Origin of the sequence: Nonomuraea sp. NPDC049421, assembly GCF_040677005.1 — a bacterium.
In the GTDB taxonomy this organism is placed as follows: domain Bacteria; phylum Actinomycetota; class Actinomycetes; order Streptosporangiales; family Streptosporangiaceae; genus Nonomuraea; species Nonomuraea salmonea.
In genome coordinates this window covers 261,310-279,856 of the sequence record NZ_JBFAQA010000008.1, presented here as the reverse complement: position 1 = coordinate 279,856, position 18,547 = coordinate 261,310, and the positions used below count along the sequence as shown (strand labels likewise).

The following is an 18,547-nucleotide window of genomic DNA, read 5'->3' as shown; positions in this document are numbered from 1 at the left end:
ATCCGCGGGCCGGGCAACGCCACCACAAAGGGACAGCCGGAGGCGGGACAAGCTTCGCAGGCGTCAGGAATAGCATTTTCCGGCGGCGGTGGTGGCCGTCCGACGAGGGGACCGGCCTTCGGTCAGTCGAGAACCGCGATCGCCTCCACCTCCACCAGATGCTCCGGTACGTGCAGGGCCGCCACCCCCAGCAACGTGGCCGGCGGCGCCGCCGTCACCCCCAGCCCCGCCATGGCCCGCGACACCCCCTCCATGAACTGCGGCATCTGCTCGGGACTCCAGCCCGCGACGTACACGGTCAGCTTCGTCACGTCCTCGAACGTGGCCCCGGCCCCCGCCAGAGCGGTGGCGACGTTGCGGTAACACTGCTCGACCTGCGCCGCGAGATCCCCCGCGCCCACGGTCTTCCCGTCGGCGTCCCAGGCCACCTGACCGGCGATGCAGACGAGCCGCGACCCGGACGCGACCGCGACCTGCCGGTAGGCGGGCGACTCGATCAGCCCGTCCGGGTTCAGCAATGTGACGGCCATGACTTTCTCCTCGATTCAGCTCTCTTGTGGTTACCTAGGAACTGTAGGAGAGTGTTCGCTGACGTGGAAGAACGCACTTTTTTGTGACTGGGGCACCAAATGGTGAGCAAGCAGTTCGACGGCCCGGCGGCGGCGGACCTGCGCAGGGCCGACTCCCTGGCGCGCGAGATCTTCTCGGACGTCGCCAACAAATGGGCCCTGCTGATCATCGAGGCACTCGGCGACCGCACCCTGCGCTTCAGCGAGCTGCGTACGCAGGTCCAGGGCATCAGCCACAAGATGCTCACCCAGAACCTGCGCATGCTGGAACGCAACGGCCTGGTCGAACGGCGCGTGTACCCGACGGTGCCGCCACGCGTCGAGTACACCCTGACGGAGGCGGGACTCGGCCTGCAGGCGACGGTGGACGCCATGTGCGACTGGACGCAGCGCTTCCTCAACCACATCGAGTCCGCCCGCACCCACTTCGACAACCCGGACCCGCTCTCCTAGAGCGGGTGCCGCAGGTTCGAATTCTGCCGGGGCACTCGCCTTGATCGGCCTACAACGCCCCTGACCTGCGGTTTCACAGCAGCAGGTCTTTGTTTCACCACCCTCGATAGGCAGCGGGCAATGCCCGTACGCAGCCGTACGACCATGATCAGGGGACATACGGGGGGTGATCTTGAAGATGTTTCCCCAGGTCAACCCCCGATTCCGGGCCGTCCACGCAGCGAGACCCTGCTACGACCGCCTCCGCCCGCGGGCGACGCAGCCGTCGATCGTGCCAAATACGTGCGTACAACCCGGAACGGCAACCGGCCATCGCCATTGGGGGCGTCGTCGCTCCCCTGGGCGACGCCCTGGCCGCGGACCACCGCCCATCCACGAGGGCACCGTCGGCAGCCTCCTCACTGAGGACGCCACGCTGCGGGAGCGCGTTCAGGGCGCGGTGCGGCCGATGCGCTGCAGGCACCGCTTCATGATGACGACGACGGCTTTCTGATCGTCGGTGAGATGCCCCATGTAGGCGCGGCCCGCGACCGCGTCCGCGGATGCGGTGAGGTCGTCTCCCAGCGCGTCCAGCAGCACCTTCACGGCCGCACGGCGCGGCGTCCAGTCCGGGCCGGGTTCACGTGAGACCTCCTCGCGCAGCAGGGCGACCCGGCGGCGAACCTCCCACCGCCGGGTGGCATCGTCGTCGCCGCGCAGGAACTCCAGCGCCTCATCCACTGCCGGGTGCGACAGCTGCGAACCCTGCACCACCGTCTCCGTCATCAGATAGCGGATGGAAGCCACCTTGCCCGGCGACAGATCATCGAGGATGGCCCGTACGTCGGACCGGTCCAGTACGCGGTGATCGCGTAACTGATCGGGAACGATGTCGGCGGGCAGCGGATTTTCGACGAGCAGGCGCGTGAGACCGCCGTCCAGCAGCCACTCCTCCGTGAGGCGGGCACCGGTGATGTGCTCCGCCGCCAGAAGCGTGGCGACTTGGAGCCCGATGACATCATCGGTGCCGACCGCGTCGATGACGGCGTCGATGACCGCGTCGGCGTCACCCGGAAGCCGGTCGGAGCCGGACGGGGAGGACGTCAGCCGGACGGCCGGCAACCGCCCGGCGGCGGCGTAGCCGAGCCGGTCGTACCGGCCTCCGTCGAGCAGCACGTTCACCACCCGCCCCCGGGCCGACAACGCCTTCAGCACCTCGGGCCGTGCGCCCTGGCACCCGTTCGGTTCGACGACCAGCATCCCGTCACCGATCGTCCCGGCCACCAGACTGGGCAGGAGGCCGGGAATGTCCGCGTTGTACTGCTCGAGCTGGGCGTCCTCGAAGCTCATCGACTCGGCCGCGGCGAGGTCGGCGCCGAAGGACCGCGCCACGTCGTCCAGCCCCGATGCCTCGCACCAGGTCAGACAGCTGGGATCGGAGAACCACGCGGAGACGAGCCCCTCGTAATGGGTGAAGTCGTCTTCCCTCATGCCGCGGCCTCCATCGTGTGGAGCCGGCGGGCCTCCTGGAACGCCCGCCGGCACAGCGCCTACTGGGCGGGCGGCTGCCCGTCATAGATCTTCACATAGAACGTGTCTCCAGGGAGCACTCCGTACCGCATCCAGAAGATGCTCTGAGTCGAACCGGCCGCGCAGTTCGCGCATTCCGGGGTACCGAAGATGCGGCCCCATCAGCCTGGTCCTGCTCAGTTGTCCTGCTGGTGTTCGGGCATCAGCGCCCGCAGGGCTTCCGGGATGTCATCGCCGAAGGTCTCCTCGAGGTGTTGGTTCATCACGTCGTCGGCCTGGCTCATGCGGGTGAACAGGGCCTGTTCGTAGGCTTCGAGGCCGGCTTCGAAGTCGTCGGGGTGAGCGGCGAGGGCGTCGGCGAGTTCGGCGCCGTCGCACATGGCCCAGTTGGCTCCCTCGCCGTTGGGGGCCTGCAGGTGTGCGGCGTCGCCGATCAGGGTCACCCCTGGCGTGCGCTGCCAGCGGTGCCCATCGGGCAGGGCGAAGTGCGGGCGCAGGACCGGCGGGGTGTCGCTGTCGGTGATCAGTGCGGTGAGCTCTGGGGCCCAGCCGTCGAATTCGGCGGCGATGTGGGCGGCGGCCGCGGCGGGGTCGGTGAAGTCGATCTGGCCGAACCAGTCCAGCGGTTTGGTGAGGGATATGTAGGCGTGCAGGGTGTCGCCGCGTTCGCGGTGCGCGGTGATCTCACGGTCGGGTGCGGGGACGAACATCGAGCCGCCGCCGACCGCCTTCGCGGCGCCCGGGTGCCGCGTGTCGGCCTCGTACAGGTACGTCTCGACGAACGACGTGCCGGCGTACGCCGGGGTTGCCGCCGACAGCAGTGGGCGGATCTTCGACCAGGCGCCGTCCGCGCCGACGAGCAGGCCGGTGACGAGCGTGCGGCCGTCGGCGAAGGTGACCTCGTGGCGGCCCTCGTCGAGGCTGCGGGCACCGGTGACCTTGGCGCCCCAGCTCACCGTGCCGGCGGGGAGTGCGTCGAGCAGCATCCGCCGCAGGTCCGCGCGCTGGACTTCGGGCCTGCCGCCCTGCCCGTCGTCGGCCTTCTCGAACAGCACGGCTCCGTCCGGGCTCAGCGCCCGTATCGCCTGGCGACCCTCCAGCACGATGGCGCGGAAGGCGTCCTGCAGGCCGGCGGCTTCGATGGCCAGCTGGCCGTTGTAGTCGTGGATGTCGAGCATGCCGCCCTGAGCCCGCACATCGGGCGAGGCTTCGGCTTCGTAGACCTGGACCGGTATGCCGTGCACGTGCAGGACGCGGGCCAGGGTGAGGCCGCCGAGCCCGGCGCCGATGATCGTGACAGTTTTCATGACGATTCCCTCTGAACTGGACGGGTGCAGCCGCCACCCCGTTTGGTGCAGCGTGCCAAAATGGGACGCTATACCACTGTGGTGCGTCACGCCAAATTGGCACAGTGCACTAAATGTGTCACCATGGAGGCATGACAACGCCAACCCGCCGCCCAGGGCGGCGTAATCAGGTGCTTTCCAGGGATCAGATCATTGCCGCCGCCATCGAGCTGCTCGACGGGGGCGGCGAGGGTGCGTTGACCGTGCGGGCCCTCAGTGAGCGCCTGTCGACGGGGGCGGGGGCGATCGCGTACCACGTGGGCAAGCGGGACGATCTGCTGGACGCGGCGACCGAGACGGTGGTGACGGCGGCGCTGGCCGCGGCGCCCGCTCCCGCGGCGTCCACGCCGGCCGAGGAGATCCGCGTGGCCGCCCTGGCCCTGTTCGATGCGATCACCGCTCACCCGTGGCTGGCCACGCGGCTGACCCTGCAGATCGTCCGCAACCCCGTCGGACCGGTCACGGTCGGCATCTTCGAGCGCATCGGCCGGCAGGTGCAGGCACTCGGTGTGCCACAGGAGCGCTGGTTCGACGCGGCCTCCACGCTCAGGGACTACATCCTCGGCGCGGTCAGCCAGAAGGTCCGCATCGAAGGGGACGCCTCCGGCATCGACGGCGATGCCGACCGCGAAGAGCACCTCGGCGCGGCTTCAGCGGGCTGGCAGGAACTCGCACCCGAGACCTATCCGTTCATGCACGCCATCATCGGCCAGATGCGGGATCACGACGACCGCGAGCAGTTCCTCACGGGCATCGCCGTCATCCTCGACGGCCTCACCCGTCTGCGCTGACGCCCTGGCCGGGCAGTCCCAGCCAGGGTTTTGAGAAAGGACACATCGCCCATGCATGACGTCATCGTCGCGGGGGCCGGCCCGGTCGGGCTGTTCACCGCCGGTGAGCTGGCCCTGGCCGGCTGTTCCGTCCTCGTCCTCGAGCGGGACCAGGACCCGCACCCGCCGCTGAAGGAGCTTCCGCTGGGGCTGCGGGGCCTGAACGCCGGATCCGCCGAGACGTTCTACCGGCGCGGCCTGCTCCAGGCGGTCATGAAGGCGTCCGGCGCCGATCCGCGAAAGGTCGGCGCGGAACCGGAAGCGGTCGAGGCGCCCGATCCGCGGGAACTGAGCCACTTCGCGGGCATGACGCTGGACGCGGCCGATGTCGACACCGCCGTCCTGCCCTACCGGCTGCCCAGCCCCGCGATGGAAGGTTTCATGACGAGTCTGGACGCGGTCACCACTGTGCTGGCCGAGCAGGCTTCCGTACTCGGTGTGGAGATCGTCCGGGATGCCCCGGTCACCGCGGTGAGCCAGGACGACGAGAGCGTCGTCGTCACCGCGGGCGGGCAGCAGTACCAGGCTCAGTACGTGGTGGGCTGCGACGGCGGCCGCAGCGCGGTGCGCCGGCTGGCCGGGTTCGACTTCGTCGGCACCGACCCTCTGTTCACCGGCTACGTCGCCAAGGTCACCTTCGCCGACCCCGACCGGCTGCCCATGGGCTTCAACCTGACCGAGACCGGCATGTTCCTGCGCACGCCCCTCGAAGGGCACCTGGGCATGATGGACTTCGACGGCGGCGCCTTCGACCGCTCCAAGCCGCTGACCCGCGAACACCTGCAGAGCGTGCTGCGCCGCGTCTCCGGCACCGACGTGACCCTGGACGAGGTGCACCTCGCCTCCAGCTTCACCGACCGCGCCATGCAGGTGACGACCTACCGCAACGGCCGCGTCCTGCTCGCCGGCGACGCCGCCCACATCCACTCACCGCTGGGCGGCCAGGGACTCAACCTCGGTATCGGCGACGCCATGAACCTCGGCTGGAAGCTCGCCGCCACCCTGCACGGCACCGCGCCTGAGGGCCTCCTCGACACCTACACCACCGAACGCCACCCCATCGGCGCCGCCATCCTGGACTGGTCCCGCGCCCAGGTGGCGACCATGGACCCGGGCCCCAACGCCCCCGCCCTGCGCCGGCTGGTCCACGACCTGATGCGCACCACCGACGGCACCACGCACGTCTACCGCCGCACCTCCGGCCTGTTCCACCACTACGACCTGGGCGAAAGCCACCCGCTGGTCGGCAGCAGCGCCCCGGACTTCTGCTTCGAGGACGGCACCCGGCTCGGTGAGCTCCTGCAGACGGGCCACGGCGTCGTGCTGGACTTCACCGCCGATCAGGCACTGCGCCCTACGGCGCAGCAGTGGCAGGGCCGGATCCAGTACGCCACCGGCCCCGTACGCAACAGCCTCGGCTTCACCGCCCTGCTCGTGCGCCCGGACGGCGTCGTGGCCTGGGCCCGCGAACACGCCCCGGCCCCTGCAGGGTTCGAGAACGCGGCCGCACGCTGGTTCGGCGCCACGAACCGGTAGAGCCCACGGCATCCCCTGCGCACAGGCTGCGGCGCCGCCCCGAGAACAAGGCGGTGCCGCAACCGAGCACTCTGCACCGCACAGGGCTCCCGAGCCGAAGGCCGGTGAACCACAGTGCACCAGCGCAGGAAGGCACCGACACGGACTGAGCTAGCGCCCGCCCTTGCCGTAGTGGGCCCAGCCCTGGTCGAGGAACCGGAAACCGGCCTCGACGAACGCCTCCGGATCAGGTTCGCGAACCGCCATGAGCTGGATCTGCAGCGCGAAGCGCACGTAGAAGCGGATCTCCTCACTCGGCTCGGCGAGACCGGACTCCTCGGTGAGCGTGGCGATCAGCGCATCCTCGTGACGCAGCCACATCTTCTCCGCGTAGTCGATCAGCGCCGGCGTGCCGTCCATCAGTGCGAGGATCCGGCTTTGCGGCTCCGTCCTCAGCGCGGCGATCTCCGCCAAGTAGTGCGCCTTGAGCGCGTCAGAGACCGAAACACCCCGGCGGCGGTCCCGGACGGCCGCCACCAACCGGTCGTGCCGCTCCTTCTCGTCCGCGAAGACGAGCGCTTCCTTGTGCGGGAAGTGCGTGAAGACCGTCTTGGGCGTCACGTCGGCCTGGTCCGCGATCTCACGCACCGTCACCGCATCGAAACCCCGCTCCAGGAACAGCGCCGTCGCCGCTTCCAGGATCGTCGCCCGCGTCGCCGCCTTCTTGCGCTCACGCCGCCCTAGGGGCTCTGCATCCACCATCCCCCCATCATACTCTCGGACTCTTTCTACCTTGAGATTAAAAGTAATCTCGGTATAGTAAGAGTCTGAGTGAAGCTAACTCCGCTGCCCTCACGAGTCCTGTGCTGTTGACAGCGGCTGCTCTGTTCCGCCGGCGGCAGCGCACGTACCCCGCGGGCCCGCCCGACGCGGACACGAGACTGCTGCACCCCAGGACATCAACCCCGGCAGCCGAACTCACCTGTCACAGGCGGCCTTTGAACACCTCCATGCAACCGTCCAGCGAAGGAAACGACCATGAACACCACCATCTCTACCGCCGCCCCTCACGCCCCCGCGTGGGTGCGCACCTGGGGTGCTTCGCCACAGGCCCCGGACAACTCCGTTCCCGACTTCGACGCCGTCTGGCGCGACCCCGCCGACCCCAGCCGCATCCGCGACGACCTGCACATGGGCGACAACCTCCACGGCAACGACGGCGGCTACGCCGCCCTCGCCCAGTCCATCGACCTCACCCTCTTCGACTGACCTTCTGCCAAGACCTCACCGAACACGCACCCCCACGACACGGACAGGCAGTGAACGCATGAAAGCAGCAAAGTGGGCCGTCGCCGCAGTCATCTGCGCCGCGGTCGCCCTCGGCCTCTACACGAACGCGGCGGCGACCGCGGCCACGATCGGTGCCGTACTCGTTCTGGGACTCCTCTACGTGTACTTCATCTATTTCGGCCGCCCGAGCCACGTGGCCAGTCTCAACGAGGTCACGGACACCAAATGGCACACCGTTGACCTGGGAAGGACAACCATGAGCGCCGACGGCTCCGCGTACCGGATGTTCGTCCGGCGCGGCACGTCCAGCAACCTCGTGATCCACTTCTATGGTGGCGGAGCCTGCTGGGACGGTGAAACCGCCGCCCGTCCGATCACGCTCCTCGGCCTCGTACGCGGCTACACGCGAGAGCTGCAGATGTTCTACTTCAACTCGCTGACCCGGCTGTTCCCCGCCGCGCTCGCCGGAATGGCCAACCGCCGCGACACCACCAACGCCTTCCGTGACTGGAACTTCGTCTTCGTCCCCTACAGCACCGGGGACCTGCACGTCGGTGACACCATCAACACCTACTCCCACAACGGCAGGACCATCACGGTCCACCACAACGGGCGCAACAACGCAACGGCCGTACTCGACTGGGTCTACGCCAACTTCCCGGAGGCCGACAAGGTCCTGGTCTCCGGCGAAAGCGCCGGCGCATGGGCCTCCGCCTTCTACGCCCCGCAGATCGCCGACCACTACACGGACTCGAAGCTTTACTGCCTCTCGGACGGCGTCGGAGTCGTCACCGAGCGCTGGCGCGACATCGTGGACACGGTTTGGAAAGCCGACAGCGCGAAGACCCTGGGTTTCGACATCGGCAACGACCTCTACGAGGACGCGCTCCTTCGCCGCTCCGACGAGGCCGCGCGCAAAATCAAGTACCTGCACGCCAACACGCTCTACGACGACACCCTCACCCGCTTCGACGCCGCACTGAACCGCACATCAACGAAGACCGACGCGTTCATCGACGACTGGGCAGCCAACACCAAGGCATCGATCGCACGCCTCAACCAGTCCGGCCTCCACTACAACTTCTTCCTCACCGACTGGGGCCACAACCCGAAGAAGCACACCACCGAACACACCCTGACGACCAACGAGTTCTACAACAAGTGCACGGCCGACGAGGTCCTCTTCTCCACATGGATCAAGCGCAACGTCATCGACGACGAAGACCTCTCGCTCGGACACGAGCTGCTTCTCTGACGCCCCTTCGCCTTCATGAACACGGCGTCGCACTCGACGCCGCCACCGAGGCGCTGGGCTCTGTCGCACATTCGGTGGTTACGGAGGCGCCGGAATATCACGCTGAGTTATGATTGACGGGGACGAGCTTGTGTGAGTCGTATTCCCGGGGCTGTCGCCGCTCCTTGTTGAGGACGTCACGGACGAGGGCGAGCACTCCCGCACCGACTCCGGCTCTCATCGACGAGCGGCTCTCGGATACGCCGGCACTCGGTGGCCAAGAGATGCTGGGCGCCAGAACGAGGCTAAAGAGTGTCACAGAGGTTGCGATCTCCAGGCGGAGATTGGCGAGCACGAACTTGTCCACTTTGCTTTTGCCGAACGATCCCGTCGGCTTGGCATTCGTGTACGCGCTCCATTCGCTCGCCACTAGCGGTGTATTACCGACCCCACTGGAGGCCCAGATCAGGACGGCCCCGGCGTCGAACGCTATCCCCTGGGTGGAGTAGTCCCATCCATAGAGCTCGGATCTGCATCCCCCGTTGACGCATTTCTTGAGGGCTTTCCAAGCTTTCGTGCCGGTAGGCCCCCCGCCCCTGCAGCGCCTCCTAAATCTTGGCACACCTCGTGCTGGGTCCCCTCGGGGTCGACAAATCCTGAACACGGGTCGTAGCCGTCTGTGCCGTCTGGTATCTCGGTAACGGAGCCTGAATCTCGGTCGTGTTGCCACATCGGTCGAACACGTGTATCGAAATGGTCGACTCGATGGGGTGAACGACGCCTCGTGTGCTGGGGCCCGACCGGCTCTCGGGGTCATCTGGCGACGTTTGCGTCCAGGTTCGCTCGACGGAGGCGACGACGTGAACCGATCCGTTCGGCCCAGGCTGGACCACGACATTGTCGAGCGTGACGCGGGAGTCGCTGCGCGTTCCCCCGCCCTGCTGCATACTCGCGCCATACTGCACCAGCGCAGCGTTGAAGAGCGACAGCTTGGCCGTGCTCGGAGCATCATAGGTCACACCCGGCGCATCCCAAAGCTATTTCCCCAGCTCAACGTTCCCAGACGGGCGGAGCAACCTCCGCTCTCCTGAGGCGGGTGCCGCAGGTTCTCCACCTGCCGGGGCGCTATCGCTCCGACCACGCTCTGAAGCGGGTGAGTCGGCTGACGCCGACTCACCCGCGCGCGAAGGACGTTCCCAGCGGCCGGCTGTCCGGCCCTGTATGCCCGGCCTGACGCACCTCACCGGCGGCGGGCTCACCCCGGCGGCAGTTGGCCGTTCTTCGCTACTGGCACGCCCAGTTGTACGGCGCCGGTGAGGGTCGCGCGCTCCTGCGGCAGTGAACCCAGCACCGGGTTCAGGTGGCGCAGGCTCAGCGTTACGGGCGCGATCCCTGGAGCGATCGTGTCGAACTTCTCCAGGTCCACCCAGCGCACGACCTCAAGCACCTCAGGCGGAATGTCGTCTCCGCGCTTCAGCATCGGTACGCACAGCTGGCGGGCGTCGGTCACCCGTACCGTCGCCGGGGGGATCTGGCCGGTCAGGACCGGGTTCAGCTGTCTGAGGTTGAGTGCCCGGTTCATCGGGGCGTTCGGGGTGATTCCGTAGCAGAGCAGGTCGATGTGCTGGACCAGTCGCAGGACCTCATCTGGCGGAACGACGCCGTTTTTCGCCACCGGGACGCACATCTGCTGTGCTCTGCTCAGCACGACCTCCGTACGGGGCAGGTCCTGCAGCACCGGGTTCAGGTGGCTGAGCACCAGCCCTTTGCCGGTCGCCGGGGTGAGGGCCCGGTAGCAGGCCAGGTCGACGAACCTGATGAAGTCCAGCGCCCCGGGTGGCGGGATGACGTTGTTCTTGGCGACCGGCACGCACAGCTGTTCGCGCACGCCCAGGGTGACCTGCTCGATCGGCAGGCCGTCGAGGACCGGGTTGAGGTGCCGCAGCGTCAGCTCGATGGCCGGCGGCTGGTACGGGTCGGTCTTGAAGCATTCGAGGTCGAGGTACGACACGAATTCCTTCGGCGTGGGCGGCGCCAGCGCAGCGGCCGACGGTACGGTGACAAATGCCAGAGTGACAATTGCCAGAGCCACGGATAACGCGCGCCGGATCGTCGGCCGGACGCGCCGGAGCCCGCTGACGGGTCGGTTCACCGTTCCTCCATCGGTCGTGGTTCCTCCTGGTCACCTCTCACTTTCTGCGCACCATGCAACTTTGACAAGATAAATGACAGCTTTTCGCTATTTCCCGATGGACATTGGGCTATAAGTGCCGCCCATAACCGCTTCGAGAACCATCAGGGCTTTTTCGCGCATTCCTGTCGAGCGATTCGGGCGTAATCTATTCGGGCCGTTCCGCCGCCCATCTCTTCCGCTGAGCTCGATCGAGGGCGGCATGCTCCTGCACAGCGCCCTCGTCGGTCAGCAGGTAGGAGTGGCGGGCGCGGCGGCCTTCGGCCAGGTGTTCCAGAGGCGCAGCAGGGCCAGGTGTTCTAGCGGCGCAGCAGGATGCGGACCTGGCCCGGGGCGAGGGTCGCGTCGGGGGCCAATGAAGGGCCGGTCAGCGGGTCGCCGGGGACCGCCGACACGTCCACCTGGCGGTCCCCTCGGTTGATGAGGAACCAGTAGGAGTCTGTTCCGTCGGTGCGGATGGCCAGTTCGATCTGGCCGTGCAAGTCGGTGGGCAGTTCTGAGGTGACGCCTGCGGTTTGCAGGAGGATGGGGAGCAGTGCGGCGAGTCCGTCGGGGCCGAGGCGGGTTGAGACGTAGGTCGCCGTTCCCGGGCCCGTGTGGTGGCGGGTGATCGCGGGGCGGCCGGCGTGGTCGCCCGTCTTGTACGACGCCAGCACCGAAGCGCCCGCCAGGTCGATGCCGTCGGTCCACAACGTGCCGGTGACGCCGAGGTCGAGGTCCACGGTGTCGCCGTCCAGCAGGGGGCCGAACTCCTGGATGCGGATGCCCAGGAGGTCCCGGAGCGCGCCGGGGTAGCCGCCGAGCCAGACGCGGTCGTCCTCGTCAACGATGCCGGAGAAGTACGTGGTGACGAGGTGCCCGCCGCCCGCCACGTACGACTGCAGCCGCCCGGCCAGCGCGGCGGGCACCACGTGCAGGATGGGCGCCACCACCAGGTCGTAGCCGGAGAAGTCGGCGGCGACCGGCGCCACGTCGGCCCGCACGCCCGCCGCCAGGAACGCCGAGTACCAGTCGAGCGCCTCCTGCCGGTAGCGCAGCAGCGAGGTCGGGTGGGAGTCGAGCTCGGACGCCCACCACGACTCCCAGTCGAACAGGATCGCGGCGCGGGCGGGCGAGCGGCGGCTGCCGGCGACGGAGGCGAGGGCGGCCAGCGTGGCGCCGAGGTCGGTCACCGACCTGAACACGTCGCTGTCCTCGCCCGCGTGCGGCACCATCGCCGAGTGGTACTTCTCGGCCCCGCCGGCCGACTGCCGCCACTGGAAGAAGCAGACGGCGTCGGCGCCGTAGGCGACGTGGGTGAGCGAGTCGCGGGCCATCCCGCCGGGCCGCTTGGCCAGGTTCACGGGCTGCCAGTTGACGGCGCTGGTGGAGTGCTCCATGAGGAACCAGGGCCGGCCGCCCGCCAGTGAGCCGGTGAGGTTCGCCGAGAACGACAGCTCGTCCTGGGCCTGCGGCCCGGTCAGCACGTAGTGGTCGTTGGAGACGAAGTCGACCTCGCCCGCCCAGTCGGCGTAGTTCATCCCCTTGGTCTCGCCCATCACCATGAAGTTGGTGGTGATCGGGACGCCGGGGCTCAGGCGGCGCAGCAGGTCGCGTTCGGCGCACAGGTGGTCCTTGAGCGCGTCGGAGGAGAAGCGCTTGAAGTCGAGCTGCTGCGTCGGGTTCGGGTAGGACGCGGCCAGGCGCGGTGGCAGGATCTCCGCCCAGTCCCCGTAGCGCTGGGACCAGAACGCGGTGGCCCAGGCGCGGTTCAGCTCGTCGAGGGTGCCGTAGCGGGCGCGCAGCCAGTCGCGGAAGGCGGTGGCGGCGTCCTCGGAGTAGTCGTAGACGTTGTGGCAGCCCAGCTCGTTGGACACGTGCCAGGCGGCCAGCGCCGGGTGCTCGGCGTAGCGGACGGCCAGGGCCTCGACGAGGCTCAGCGCGTACCGGCGGAAGATCGGCGAGGTGGGGCGCCAGTGCTGGCGGGCGCCCGGCCACACGGTGTGGCCCTGCTGGTCCACCGGGAGGATCTCCGGGTGCGCGGCCGTCAGCCACGGCGGCGGTGAGGCCGTCGCCGTGGCCAGGTCGGCCGCGATGCCGTTGGCGTGCAGCAGGTCCATCACGTCGTCGAGCCAGGTGAAGTCCCACGTGTCCGCGGCAGGCTGGAGGTGCGCCCAGGAGAAGATGGCCAGGGAGACGATGTTCACCCCGGCCGCCCGCATCGCGCGCATGTCGGCGTCCCACACCTCCCGGGGCCATTGCTCCGGGTTGTAGTCCGCGCCGAACGCCAGCCTGGCCCTGTCCGGCTCCGAAGGCCAGCGCACCCACCGGTGGCCGTGTTCCACCTGCAACGTCTGCTCCTGTCCTGCTGGTCGTGCTACTTGACGGTGAAGCCCTGCTCCTGGCCGTACGTGATGGAGGCGTCCTGCCACGCCTTCAGTCCGTCCTGGAGCGTGGTGCCCGAGGTGTACGCCTTGCCGACCGTGTCGTTGAAGATGCTGTTGGCGTAGACCTGGAACGGCAGGTACGACCAGCCCGGCGCGACCTGCTCGGCCGACTCGGCGAGCACCTGGTTGACCTTCTGGCCGCCGAAGTAGGGGAACTCCTTGTCCTTGAACGCGGGGTCCTGCAGCTGGGCGGTGGTGGCGGGGAAGGCGCCGCCGTCGATCCTGGTCTGCACGCCCTCGTCCACGGTGGCGTACTTGACGAAGGCGTAGGCGAGGGTCTTGTTCGCGCCGGCCTCGGGGACGGCCAGGGAGCTGCCGCCGTTCTCGGCGGTGACCTTGCCGCCGGCCTCCCACTGCGGCATGGGCGCCACCCGCCACTTGCCGGACGCGGCCTTCACGCCCGACTCGAAGTTGGCCGGCATCCAGGCGCCGGTCACCAGCGTGGCGATGGTGCCGTCGGCCAGGCCCTTGTACCAGGCGTCGGTCCAGCCGGGGACGGAGGAGAGCAGCTTGCCGTCGATGAGCTTCTGCCAGGTCGCGGTGAACTTCTGGGTGCCGGGGTCGGCGAAGTCGACGGTGACGTCGGTGCCGTCCACCGTGTACGGCTTGCCGCCCGCCTGCCAGATCATGCTGGTGGTGAAGCCGGCGTCGCCGCTGTCGCTGCCGATGTACGCCTTCGGGTCGGCCTTGTGCAGCTTCTCGGCGGCGGCGACGTACTCGTCCCAGGTGGTGGGGACCTCGATGTCGTGCTTGTCGAAGACGTCCTTGTTGTAGAACAGCGCCATCGGGCCCGAGTCCATGGGCAGCCCGTAGACGGCGGGGCCGCCGGCGTGCACGGAGTTCCACGGGCCCGGGGTGAAGGTGCCCTCCAGCGTGCCCGCGCCGTAGGCGTTCAGGTCGGTCACCGCCTTCGACAGCGCGAACTGCGGCAGCGCGTAGTACTCGATCTGCGCCACGTCGGGCACGCCTGAGCCGGCCTTGATCGCGTTCTGCAGCGCGGTGTACTGGTCGTTGCCGGTTCCGGCGTTGACCAGGTCCACCTTGACCTTGGGGTACTTCTGCTGGAAGTCGGCGACGACCTGCTTGAGCGTCGGCTCCCACGCCCAGACGGTGAGGGTGCCGCCGGCGTCGAGCGCCTTCTGCAGGTCGGCGTCGGAGACGGCCTGCGACGCGGCGGCGGTGGCGGTGGCGCCCCCGCCCCCGCCGTCGCCCGAGCCGCCGGACGAGCCGCACGCGGTGGCGGCGAGTGACACGGTCAGTGCCGCGCCCAGCAGGAGGGCGTGACGACGGTTGATCGTCATGGGCGGTGCCTTTCTGATGGTCTGTCCTGGTGTACGCGTTGTGTCGCGGCTTGTCGCTCGGCCCCCGATGTGCCGGTCAGCCCTTGACGCTCCCCGTGGCGAGGCCTGACTGCCAGTACCGCTGCAGCAGCAGGAACGCCGCCATCAGCGGGACGATGGTGAGCAGTGATCCGGTGATCACCAGGTTGAAGACGGCCTCGCCGCCCGCCGTGCCGGCCTGCTGGTTCCAGCTGTGCAGGCCGAGGGTGAGCGGATACCAGTCGGGGTCCTTCAGCATGATCAGCGGCAGGAAGAAGTTGTTCCAGGTCGCGACCACGTTGAAGAGCAGGACCGTGACGATGCCGGGGCCGAGCAGCGGCAGGCTGATCCGGAAGAACGTACGGAACTCGCCCGCGCCGTCCACCCGCGCCGACTCCAGGATCTCCTTCGGGACGGCGTCGGTGGCGTACGTCCAGATGAGGTAGAGGCCGAACGGCGAGATCAGCGACGGGATGATGATCGCCCACGGGGTGTTGGTGATCCCCAGGTCGGAGAAGAGCAGGAAGATCGGTACGGCCAGCGCCGTGCCCGGCACCGCCACCGCGCCGATCACGACCGCGAAGACGGCCTTCCTGCCGGGGAAGTCGAACTTGGCCAGGCCGTAGCCGGCGAGCGTGGCCAGCAGGGTCGCGCCGCCCGCCCCGGCGACCACGTACAGGAGCGTGTTGAGCAGCCAGCGCAGGTAGACGCCGTCGTCGTAGGTGAAGGTCCGCGCGATGTTGTCGAACAGCGCGAAGTCGCCGGAGAACCAGAGCCCGAAGGAGGACAGCAGGCGCTCCTGGGTCTTGGTGGCGTTGATCAGCAGCCAGGCCAGCGGGAGCAGCGTGTAGACCAGCATGATCGTGGTCAGCGCGGTGAGCGTGCGGCTGCGGCGCCGCCGGCGCGGGCGCCGGTGGCGGATGACGAGCGGGCGGTGTGCGGTGACGGCCATGGCTCAGACCGCCTTCCGCATGCCGCGGAGCTGGACCACGTACGCGATGATCATCGTGATGAGGCCCATGATGATGGCGACCGCCGCTGAGTAGTTGAACTGCTGGCCGGCGAAGGACAGCGAGTAGGCGTACAGGTTGGGCGTGAAGTAGGTGGTGATCGAGTTCGGCGCCAGCGCCTTGAGGATGCTGGGCTCGTTGAACAGCTGGAAGCTGCCGATGATCGAGAAGATCGTGGCGATCACCAGCGCGCCGCGCAGGGCGGGGAGTTTGATGGACCAGATGATGCGGAACTGGTCGGCGCCGTCGATCTCGGCGGCCTCGTACAGGGAGGGGTTCACCACGCGCAGCGCCGAGTAGAGGATCAACATGTTGTACCCGACGAACTCCCAGGTCACGATGTTGCCGATGGAGGCCAGGATGAGGTCGGGCGAGAGCGGGTCGGGCAGCGACAGGCCGAACGCCTCGTTGAGGTTGCCGATGAGGCCGAACCTGGTGCCGTACATGAAGCCCCACATCAGCGTCGCCACGACGGCGGGCACCGCGTACGGCAGGAACACGGAGATGCGGAAGAACGCCGCCCCGTAGAGTCGGCCGCTGTCGATCGCGAGGGCGACCAGCAGGGCGAGGAACAACATGATCGGCACCTGCACGACCAGGAACAGCGACACCCGGCCGAACGCCGACCAGAACTGCGGGTCCTGCAGCGCCTTGACGTAGTTGTCCAGGCCGACGAACGCGGTGCCGCCGATGAGCTGGGTGCGGTAGAGGCTGAGGTGGATCGAGTAGCCGATCGGCGCCAGGAAGACGAGCGCGAACACCGCCATGAACGGCGCCACGAACCGCCAGCCGAGCCAGGACCTGCGCCTGCTGCTCCCCCGGGCGTGCCGGGCCGCCGAGGGCGGGCGCCCTCGCGCGTCTTCGGTGACCACCGGTCACTCCTCTCACCGCCATGTTCACGTGAACATCGACCACGGACAGAGGTCGCGGAGAGTGATGAGCTGGATCGCCATGGGCGATGTTTACGTTAACTTCTGCTGCGGTATCGTGGCACCCGCCCCACCTGCGGTCAAGAGGCGGTTGCGCATTGACACCGGCCGGGACCAGGCCGAAGGATTTCCCAGGCCCGTGACGGACGGCGACGAACGAGGGCTGAGGAAACAGGCGGCAGGCAGGAGCGGAACAGGCATGGATCTGGAGCGGCAGGCGCCGGACGGCGGCGCCCGGCCCACGGGGGGCGCGCAGCGCGGCCGTTCCGGCGTGCCGGGCGGGCGCCGCAGGCAGCGGGTCTCCATGGCCGACGTCGCGAGGCTCGCCGGCGTCTCCTCGCAGACCGTCTCCCGGGTCGCCAACGGTCACCCCGGCGTCATCGGCTCCACCCGCGAGCAGGTGCTGGCCGCGATGCGCGAGCTGGGCTACCGGCCCAACAGCGCCGCCCGCGCCCTGCGCTACGGCCAGTTCAACACCATCGGCGTGATCCTGTTCAACCTGTCCACGATCGGCAACAGCCGTACGGTCGAGGCCATCGCCACCCACGCCGCCGCCGAGGGCTACGCCATCACGCTCATCCCCATCGACGTCCCGACCCAGGACAACGTGCTGGGCGCCTTCACCCGGATGGGCGAGCTGGCCGTGGACGCGGTCATCGTGATCATCGAGGTGCACCTGCTCGACGCCGGCACCGTGACGCTGCCGCCGGGCGTGCACGCGGTGGTCGTCGACTCCGACGCCGGTGACCGCTACAGCGTGGTGGACACCGACCAGGCCGAGGGCGCGCGCTCGGCCGTCCGCCACCTGCTCGGCCTCGGTCACCGTACGGTGTGGCACGTCACCGGGCCGCAGACGTCGTTCGCCGCGCAGCGCCGCGCCCAGGCGTGGCGGCTGGCGCTGGAGGAGGCGGACCGGCCGGTGCCGCCGCCGCTGCACGGCGACTGGTCGGCCGAGTCCGGGTACGCCGCCGGGCTCGAGCTCGCCGGGCAGCCGGACTGCACGGCGGTGTTCGTCGCCAATGACCAGATGGCGCTGGGCGTGCTGCGGGCGCTGCACGAGCGGGGGCGGGCGGTGCCGGGCGACGTCAGCGTGGTCGGGTTCGACGACATCCCCGACTCGGCCTGCTTCGTCCCGCCGCTGACGACCGTGCACCAGGACTTCGCCGAGGTGGGGCGGCGCTGCGTGGAGCTGGTGCTGCGGCAGATCCGCGAGGGCGGCACCACTCCCTCGGGCACCGACCTGGTGCCGACCCGCCTGGTCGTCCGGTCCAGCACGGCCCCGCCGCGCTAGACTCTGATCGATGCGATCACATCGGCGTACTCGGGGGCCTGGCGCTCACCACGAGCAGCGGCGGGCCGAGATCGCCGACGCCGTGCTCGCGATCGTCGCCGAGCGCGGGCTCGGCGCGGTCTCGCTGACCGAGGTGGCCGCGCAGGCCGGCATCTCCCCTGGACGGGTGCAGCATTACTTCCCGGCCAAGCGGCAGCTCATCGAGGCGGCCTTCGAGCGGGGCAACGCGCTGTCGGCCGCGCGCATCAGGGACAAGGCCGGGGCCGACCTCGACGCCGCCGACCCCCGCCTCGTGCTGACGACCGTGCTGACCGAGCTGGTGCCGTACGACCCCGTCAGCGAGGCCCACATGCGGGTGCGGCAGTCGTTCCACGCCTTCGCCTTCGCCGAGGAGGCCATCGCGGCCCGGATGCGGGTCCTGTACGCCGAGTTCCACGGCCAGATGGCCGACCTGATCCGCAGGGACCAGCAGGCCGGGCGCATCGACGCCGGGCTCGACCCGCACGCGGTGGCGCTGTCCCTGGTGGCGCTGGCCGAGGGGCTGGCCGCGTACGTGCTGACCGGCGTCACCCCCGGCCAGGTCGCCCGCGACCGCGTCCTCGCGGCCGTCGCCGGCCTCTACACCGCCTGACCGG

At 68.9% G+C, this 18,547-nt stretch carries 16 protein-coding genes; 7 read left to right on the top strand and 9 right to left on the bottom strand.

What is annotated here, in order from left to right:
- Window positions 1-122 precede the first annotated feature (122 nt).
- A complete protein-coding gene (locus AB0K18_RS16720; RefSeq protein ID WP_364914884.1) occupies window positions 123-530 on the bottom strand; it encodes a RidA family protein in 408 nt (135 codons plus the stop codon).
- Window positions 531-629: 99 nt separating this feature from the next.
- On the opposite strand from AB0K18_RS16720, the gene AB0K18_RS16715 reads away from it, so the two are divergent.
- A complete protein-coding gene (locus AB0K18_RS16715) occupies window positions 630-1,022 on the top strand; it encodes a helix-turn-helix domain-containing protein (protein ID WP_364914883.1) in 393 nt (130 codons plus the stop codon).
- Window positions 1,023-1,451: 429 nt separating this feature from the next.
- On the opposite strand, the gene AB0K18_RS16710 is transcribed toward AB0K18_RS16715, so the two are convergent.
- Both AB0K18_RS16710 and AB0K18_RS16705 read right to left on the bottom strand, forming a co-directional pair.
- On the bottom strand, window positions 1,452-2,492 hold the full coding sequence (locus AB0K18_RS16710) for a DUF6461 domain-containing protein (protein WP_364914882.1): 1,041 nt from the start codon (window positions 2,490-2,492) through the stop codon (window positions 1,452-1,454).
- 215 nt (window positions 2,493-2,707) lie between these two features.
- Window positions 2,708-3,838 carry an NAD(P)/FAD-dependent oxidoreductase gene (locus tag AB0K18_RS16705; RefSeq protein ID WP_364914881.1) on the bottom strand — a complete coding sequence of 377 codons (1,131 nt, stop codon included), beginning with the start codon at window positions 3,836-3,838 and terminating at the stop codon, window positions 2,708-2,710.
- 131 nt (window positions 3,839-3,969) lie between these two features.
- Here AB0K18_RS16705 and AB0K18_RS16700 point away from each other — a divergent pair, with 131 nt between their 5' ends.
- Entirely contained in the window at window positions 3,970-4,668 is a 699-nt protein-coding gene (locus AB0K18_RS16700) for a helix-turn-helix domain-containing protein (RefSeq protein WP_364914880.1), read from the top strand.
- Window positions 4,669-4,719: 51 nt separating this feature from the next.
- A complete protein-coding gene (locus tag AB0K18_RS16695; RefSeq protein ID WP_364914879.1) occupies window positions 4,720-6,243 on the top strand; it encodes an FAD-dependent oxidoreductase in 1,524 nt (507 codons plus the stop codon).
- 150 nt (window positions 6,244-6,393) lie between these two features.
- On the opposite strand, the gene AB0K18_RS16690 is transcribed toward AB0K18_RS16695, so the two are convergent.
- Window positions 6,394-6,984: a helix-turn-helix domain-containing protein gene (locus AB0K18_RS16690; protein WP_364914878.1), complete on the bottom strand. Its 591-nt coding sequence runs from the start codon at window positions 6,982-6,984 to the stop codon at window positions 6,394-6,396.
- Window positions 6,985-7,260: 276 nt separating this feature from the next.
- Here AB0K18_RS16690 and AB0K18_RS16685 point away from each other — a divergent pair, with 276 nt between their 5' ends.
- Both AB0K18_RS16685 and AB0K18_RS16680 read left to right on the top strand, forming a co-directional pair.
- Window positions 7,261-7,491: a hypothetical protein gene (locus AB0K18_RS16685; protein ID WP_364914877.1), complete on the top strand. Its 231-nt coding sequence runs from the start codon at window positions 7,261-7,263 to the stop codon at window positions 7,489-7,491.
- Window positions 7,492-7,549: 58 nt separating this feature from the next.
- Entirely contained in the window at window positions 7,550-8,767 is a 1,218-nt protein-coding gene (locus AB0K18_RS16680; RefSeq protein ID WP_364914876.1) for a pectin acetylesterase-family hydrolase, read from the top strand.
- A gap of 1,234 nt (window positions 8,768-10,001) precedes the next feature.
- Here AB0K18_RS16680 and AB0K18_RS16675 read toward each other — a convergent pair.
- The 5 genes from AB0K18_RS16675 to AB0K18_RS16655 form a co-directional block, all read right to left on the bottom strand.
- Window positions 10,002-10,757 (bottom strand): hypothetical protein, encoded by a 756-nt coding sequence (locus AB0K18_RS16675; protein ID WP_364914875.1) that lies wholly within the window; start codon window positions 10,755-10,757, stop codon window positions 10,002-10,004.
- A gap of 479 nt (window positions 10,758-11,236) precedes the next feature.
- Complete coding sequence (locus tag AB0K18_RS16670) at window positions 11,237-13,261, bottom strand: beta-galactosidase (RefSeq protein ID WP_364914943.1); 2,025 nt, start codon at window positions 13,259-13,261, stop codon at window positions 11,237-11,239.
- A 32-nt stretch (window positions 13,262-13,293) separates the two neighbouring features.
- Window positions 13,294-14,664: a sugar ABC transporter substrate-binding protein gene (locus AB0K18_RS16665; RefSeq protein WP_364914874.1), complete on the bottom strand. Its 1,371-nt coding sequence runs from the start codon at window positions 14,662-14,664 to the stop codon at window positions 13,294-13,296.
- A 76-nt stretch (window positions 14,665-14,740) separates the two neighbouring features.
- Window positions 14,741-15,634, bottom strand: a complete 894-nt coding sequence (locus AB0K18_RS16660; protein ID WP_364914873.1) for a carbohydrate ABC transporter permease — start codon at window positions 15,632-15,634, stop codon at window positions 14,741-14,743.
- Window positions 15,635-15,637: 3 nt separating this feature from the next.
- A complete protein-coding gene (locus tag AB0K18_RS16655) occupies window positions 15,638-16,564 on the bottom strand; it encodes a sugar ABC transporter permease (protein WP_364914872.1) in 927 nt (308 codons plus the stop codon).
- Window positions 16,565-16,820: 256 nt separating this feature from the next.
- On the opposite strand from AB0K18_RS16655, the gene AB0K18_RS16650 reads away from it, so the two are divergent.
- The gene (locus AB0K18_RS16650) at window positions 16,821-17,912 is read left to right on the top strand and encodes a LacI family DNA-binding transcriptional regulator (RefSeq protein ID WP_364914871.1); all 1,092 of its coding nucleotides are present in this window, start codon (window positions 16,821-16,823) and stop codon (window positions 17,910-17,912) included.
- A gap of 10 nt (window positions 17,913-17,922) precedes the next feature.
- Window positions 17,923-18,543, top strand: a complete 621-nt coding sequence (locus AB0K18_RS16645) for a TetR/AcrR family transcriptional regulator (RefSeq protein WP_364914870.1) — start codon at window positions 17,923-17,925, stop codon at window positions 18,541-18,543.
- Window positions 18,544-18,547 lie beyond the last annotated feature (4 nt).

What these genes read in the sequence shown, in the direction of transcription:
- AB0K18_RS16650 (WP_364914871.1), top strand. Translation starts at nt 16,821, where the DNA reads ATGGATCTGGAGCGGCAGGCGCCGGACGGCGGCGCCCGGCCCACGGGG.
- AB0K18_RS16695 (WP_364914879.1), top strand. Translation starts at nt 4,720, where the DNA reads ATGCATGACGTCATCGTCGCGGGGGCCGGCCCGGTCGGGCTGTTCACC.
- AB0K18_RS16685 (WP_364914877.1), top strand. Translation starts at nt 7,261, where the DNA reads ATGAACACCACCATCTCTACCGCCGCCCCTCACGCCCCCGCGTGGGTG.
- AB0K18_RS16710 (WP_364914882.1), bottom strand. Translation starts at nt 2,492, where the DNA reads ATGAGGGAAGACGACTTCACCCATTACGAGGGGCTCGTCTCCGCGTGG.
- AB0K18_RS16705 (WP_364914881.1), bottom strand. Translation starts at nt 3,838, where the DNA reads ATGAAAACTGTCACGATCATCGGCGCCGGGCTCGGCGGCCTCACCCTG.
- AB0K18_RS16690 (WP_364914878.1), bottom strand. Translation starts at nt 6,984, where the DNA reads ATGGTGGATGCAGAGCCCCTAGGGCGGCGTGAGCGCAAGAAGGCGGCG.
- AB0K18_RS16665 (WP_364914874.1), bottom strand. Translation starts at nt 14,664, where the DNA reads ATGACGATCAACCGTCGTCACGCCCTCCTGCTGGGCGCGGCACTGACC.
- AB0K18_RS16700 (WP_364914880.1), top strand. Translation starts at nt 3,970, where the DNA reads ATGACAACGCCAACCCGCCGCCCAGGGCGGCGTAATCAGGTGCTTTCC.
- AB0K18_RS16720 (WP_364914884.1), bottom strand. Translation starts at nt 530, where the DNA reads ATGGCCGTCACATTGCTGAACCCGGACGGGCTGATCGAGTCGCCCGCC.
- AB0K18_RS16660 (WP_364914873.1), bottom strand. Translation starts at nt 15,634, where the DNA reads ATGGCCGTCACCGCACACCGCCCGCTCGTCATCCGCCACCGGCGCCCG.
- AB0K18_RS16715 (WP_364914883.1), top strand. Translation starts at nt 630, where the DNA reads ATGGTGAGCAAGCAGTTCGACGGCCCGGCGGCGGCGGACCTGCGCAGG.
- AB0K18_RS16680 (WP_364914876.1), top strand. Translation starts at nt 7,550, where the DNA reads ATGAAAGCAGCAAAGTGGGCCGTCGCCGCAGTCATCTGCGCCGCGGTC.
- AB0K18_RS16645 (WP_364914870.1), top strand. Translation starts at nt 17,923, where the DNA reads ATGCGATCACATCGGCGTACTCGGGGGCCTGGCGCTCACCACGAGCAG.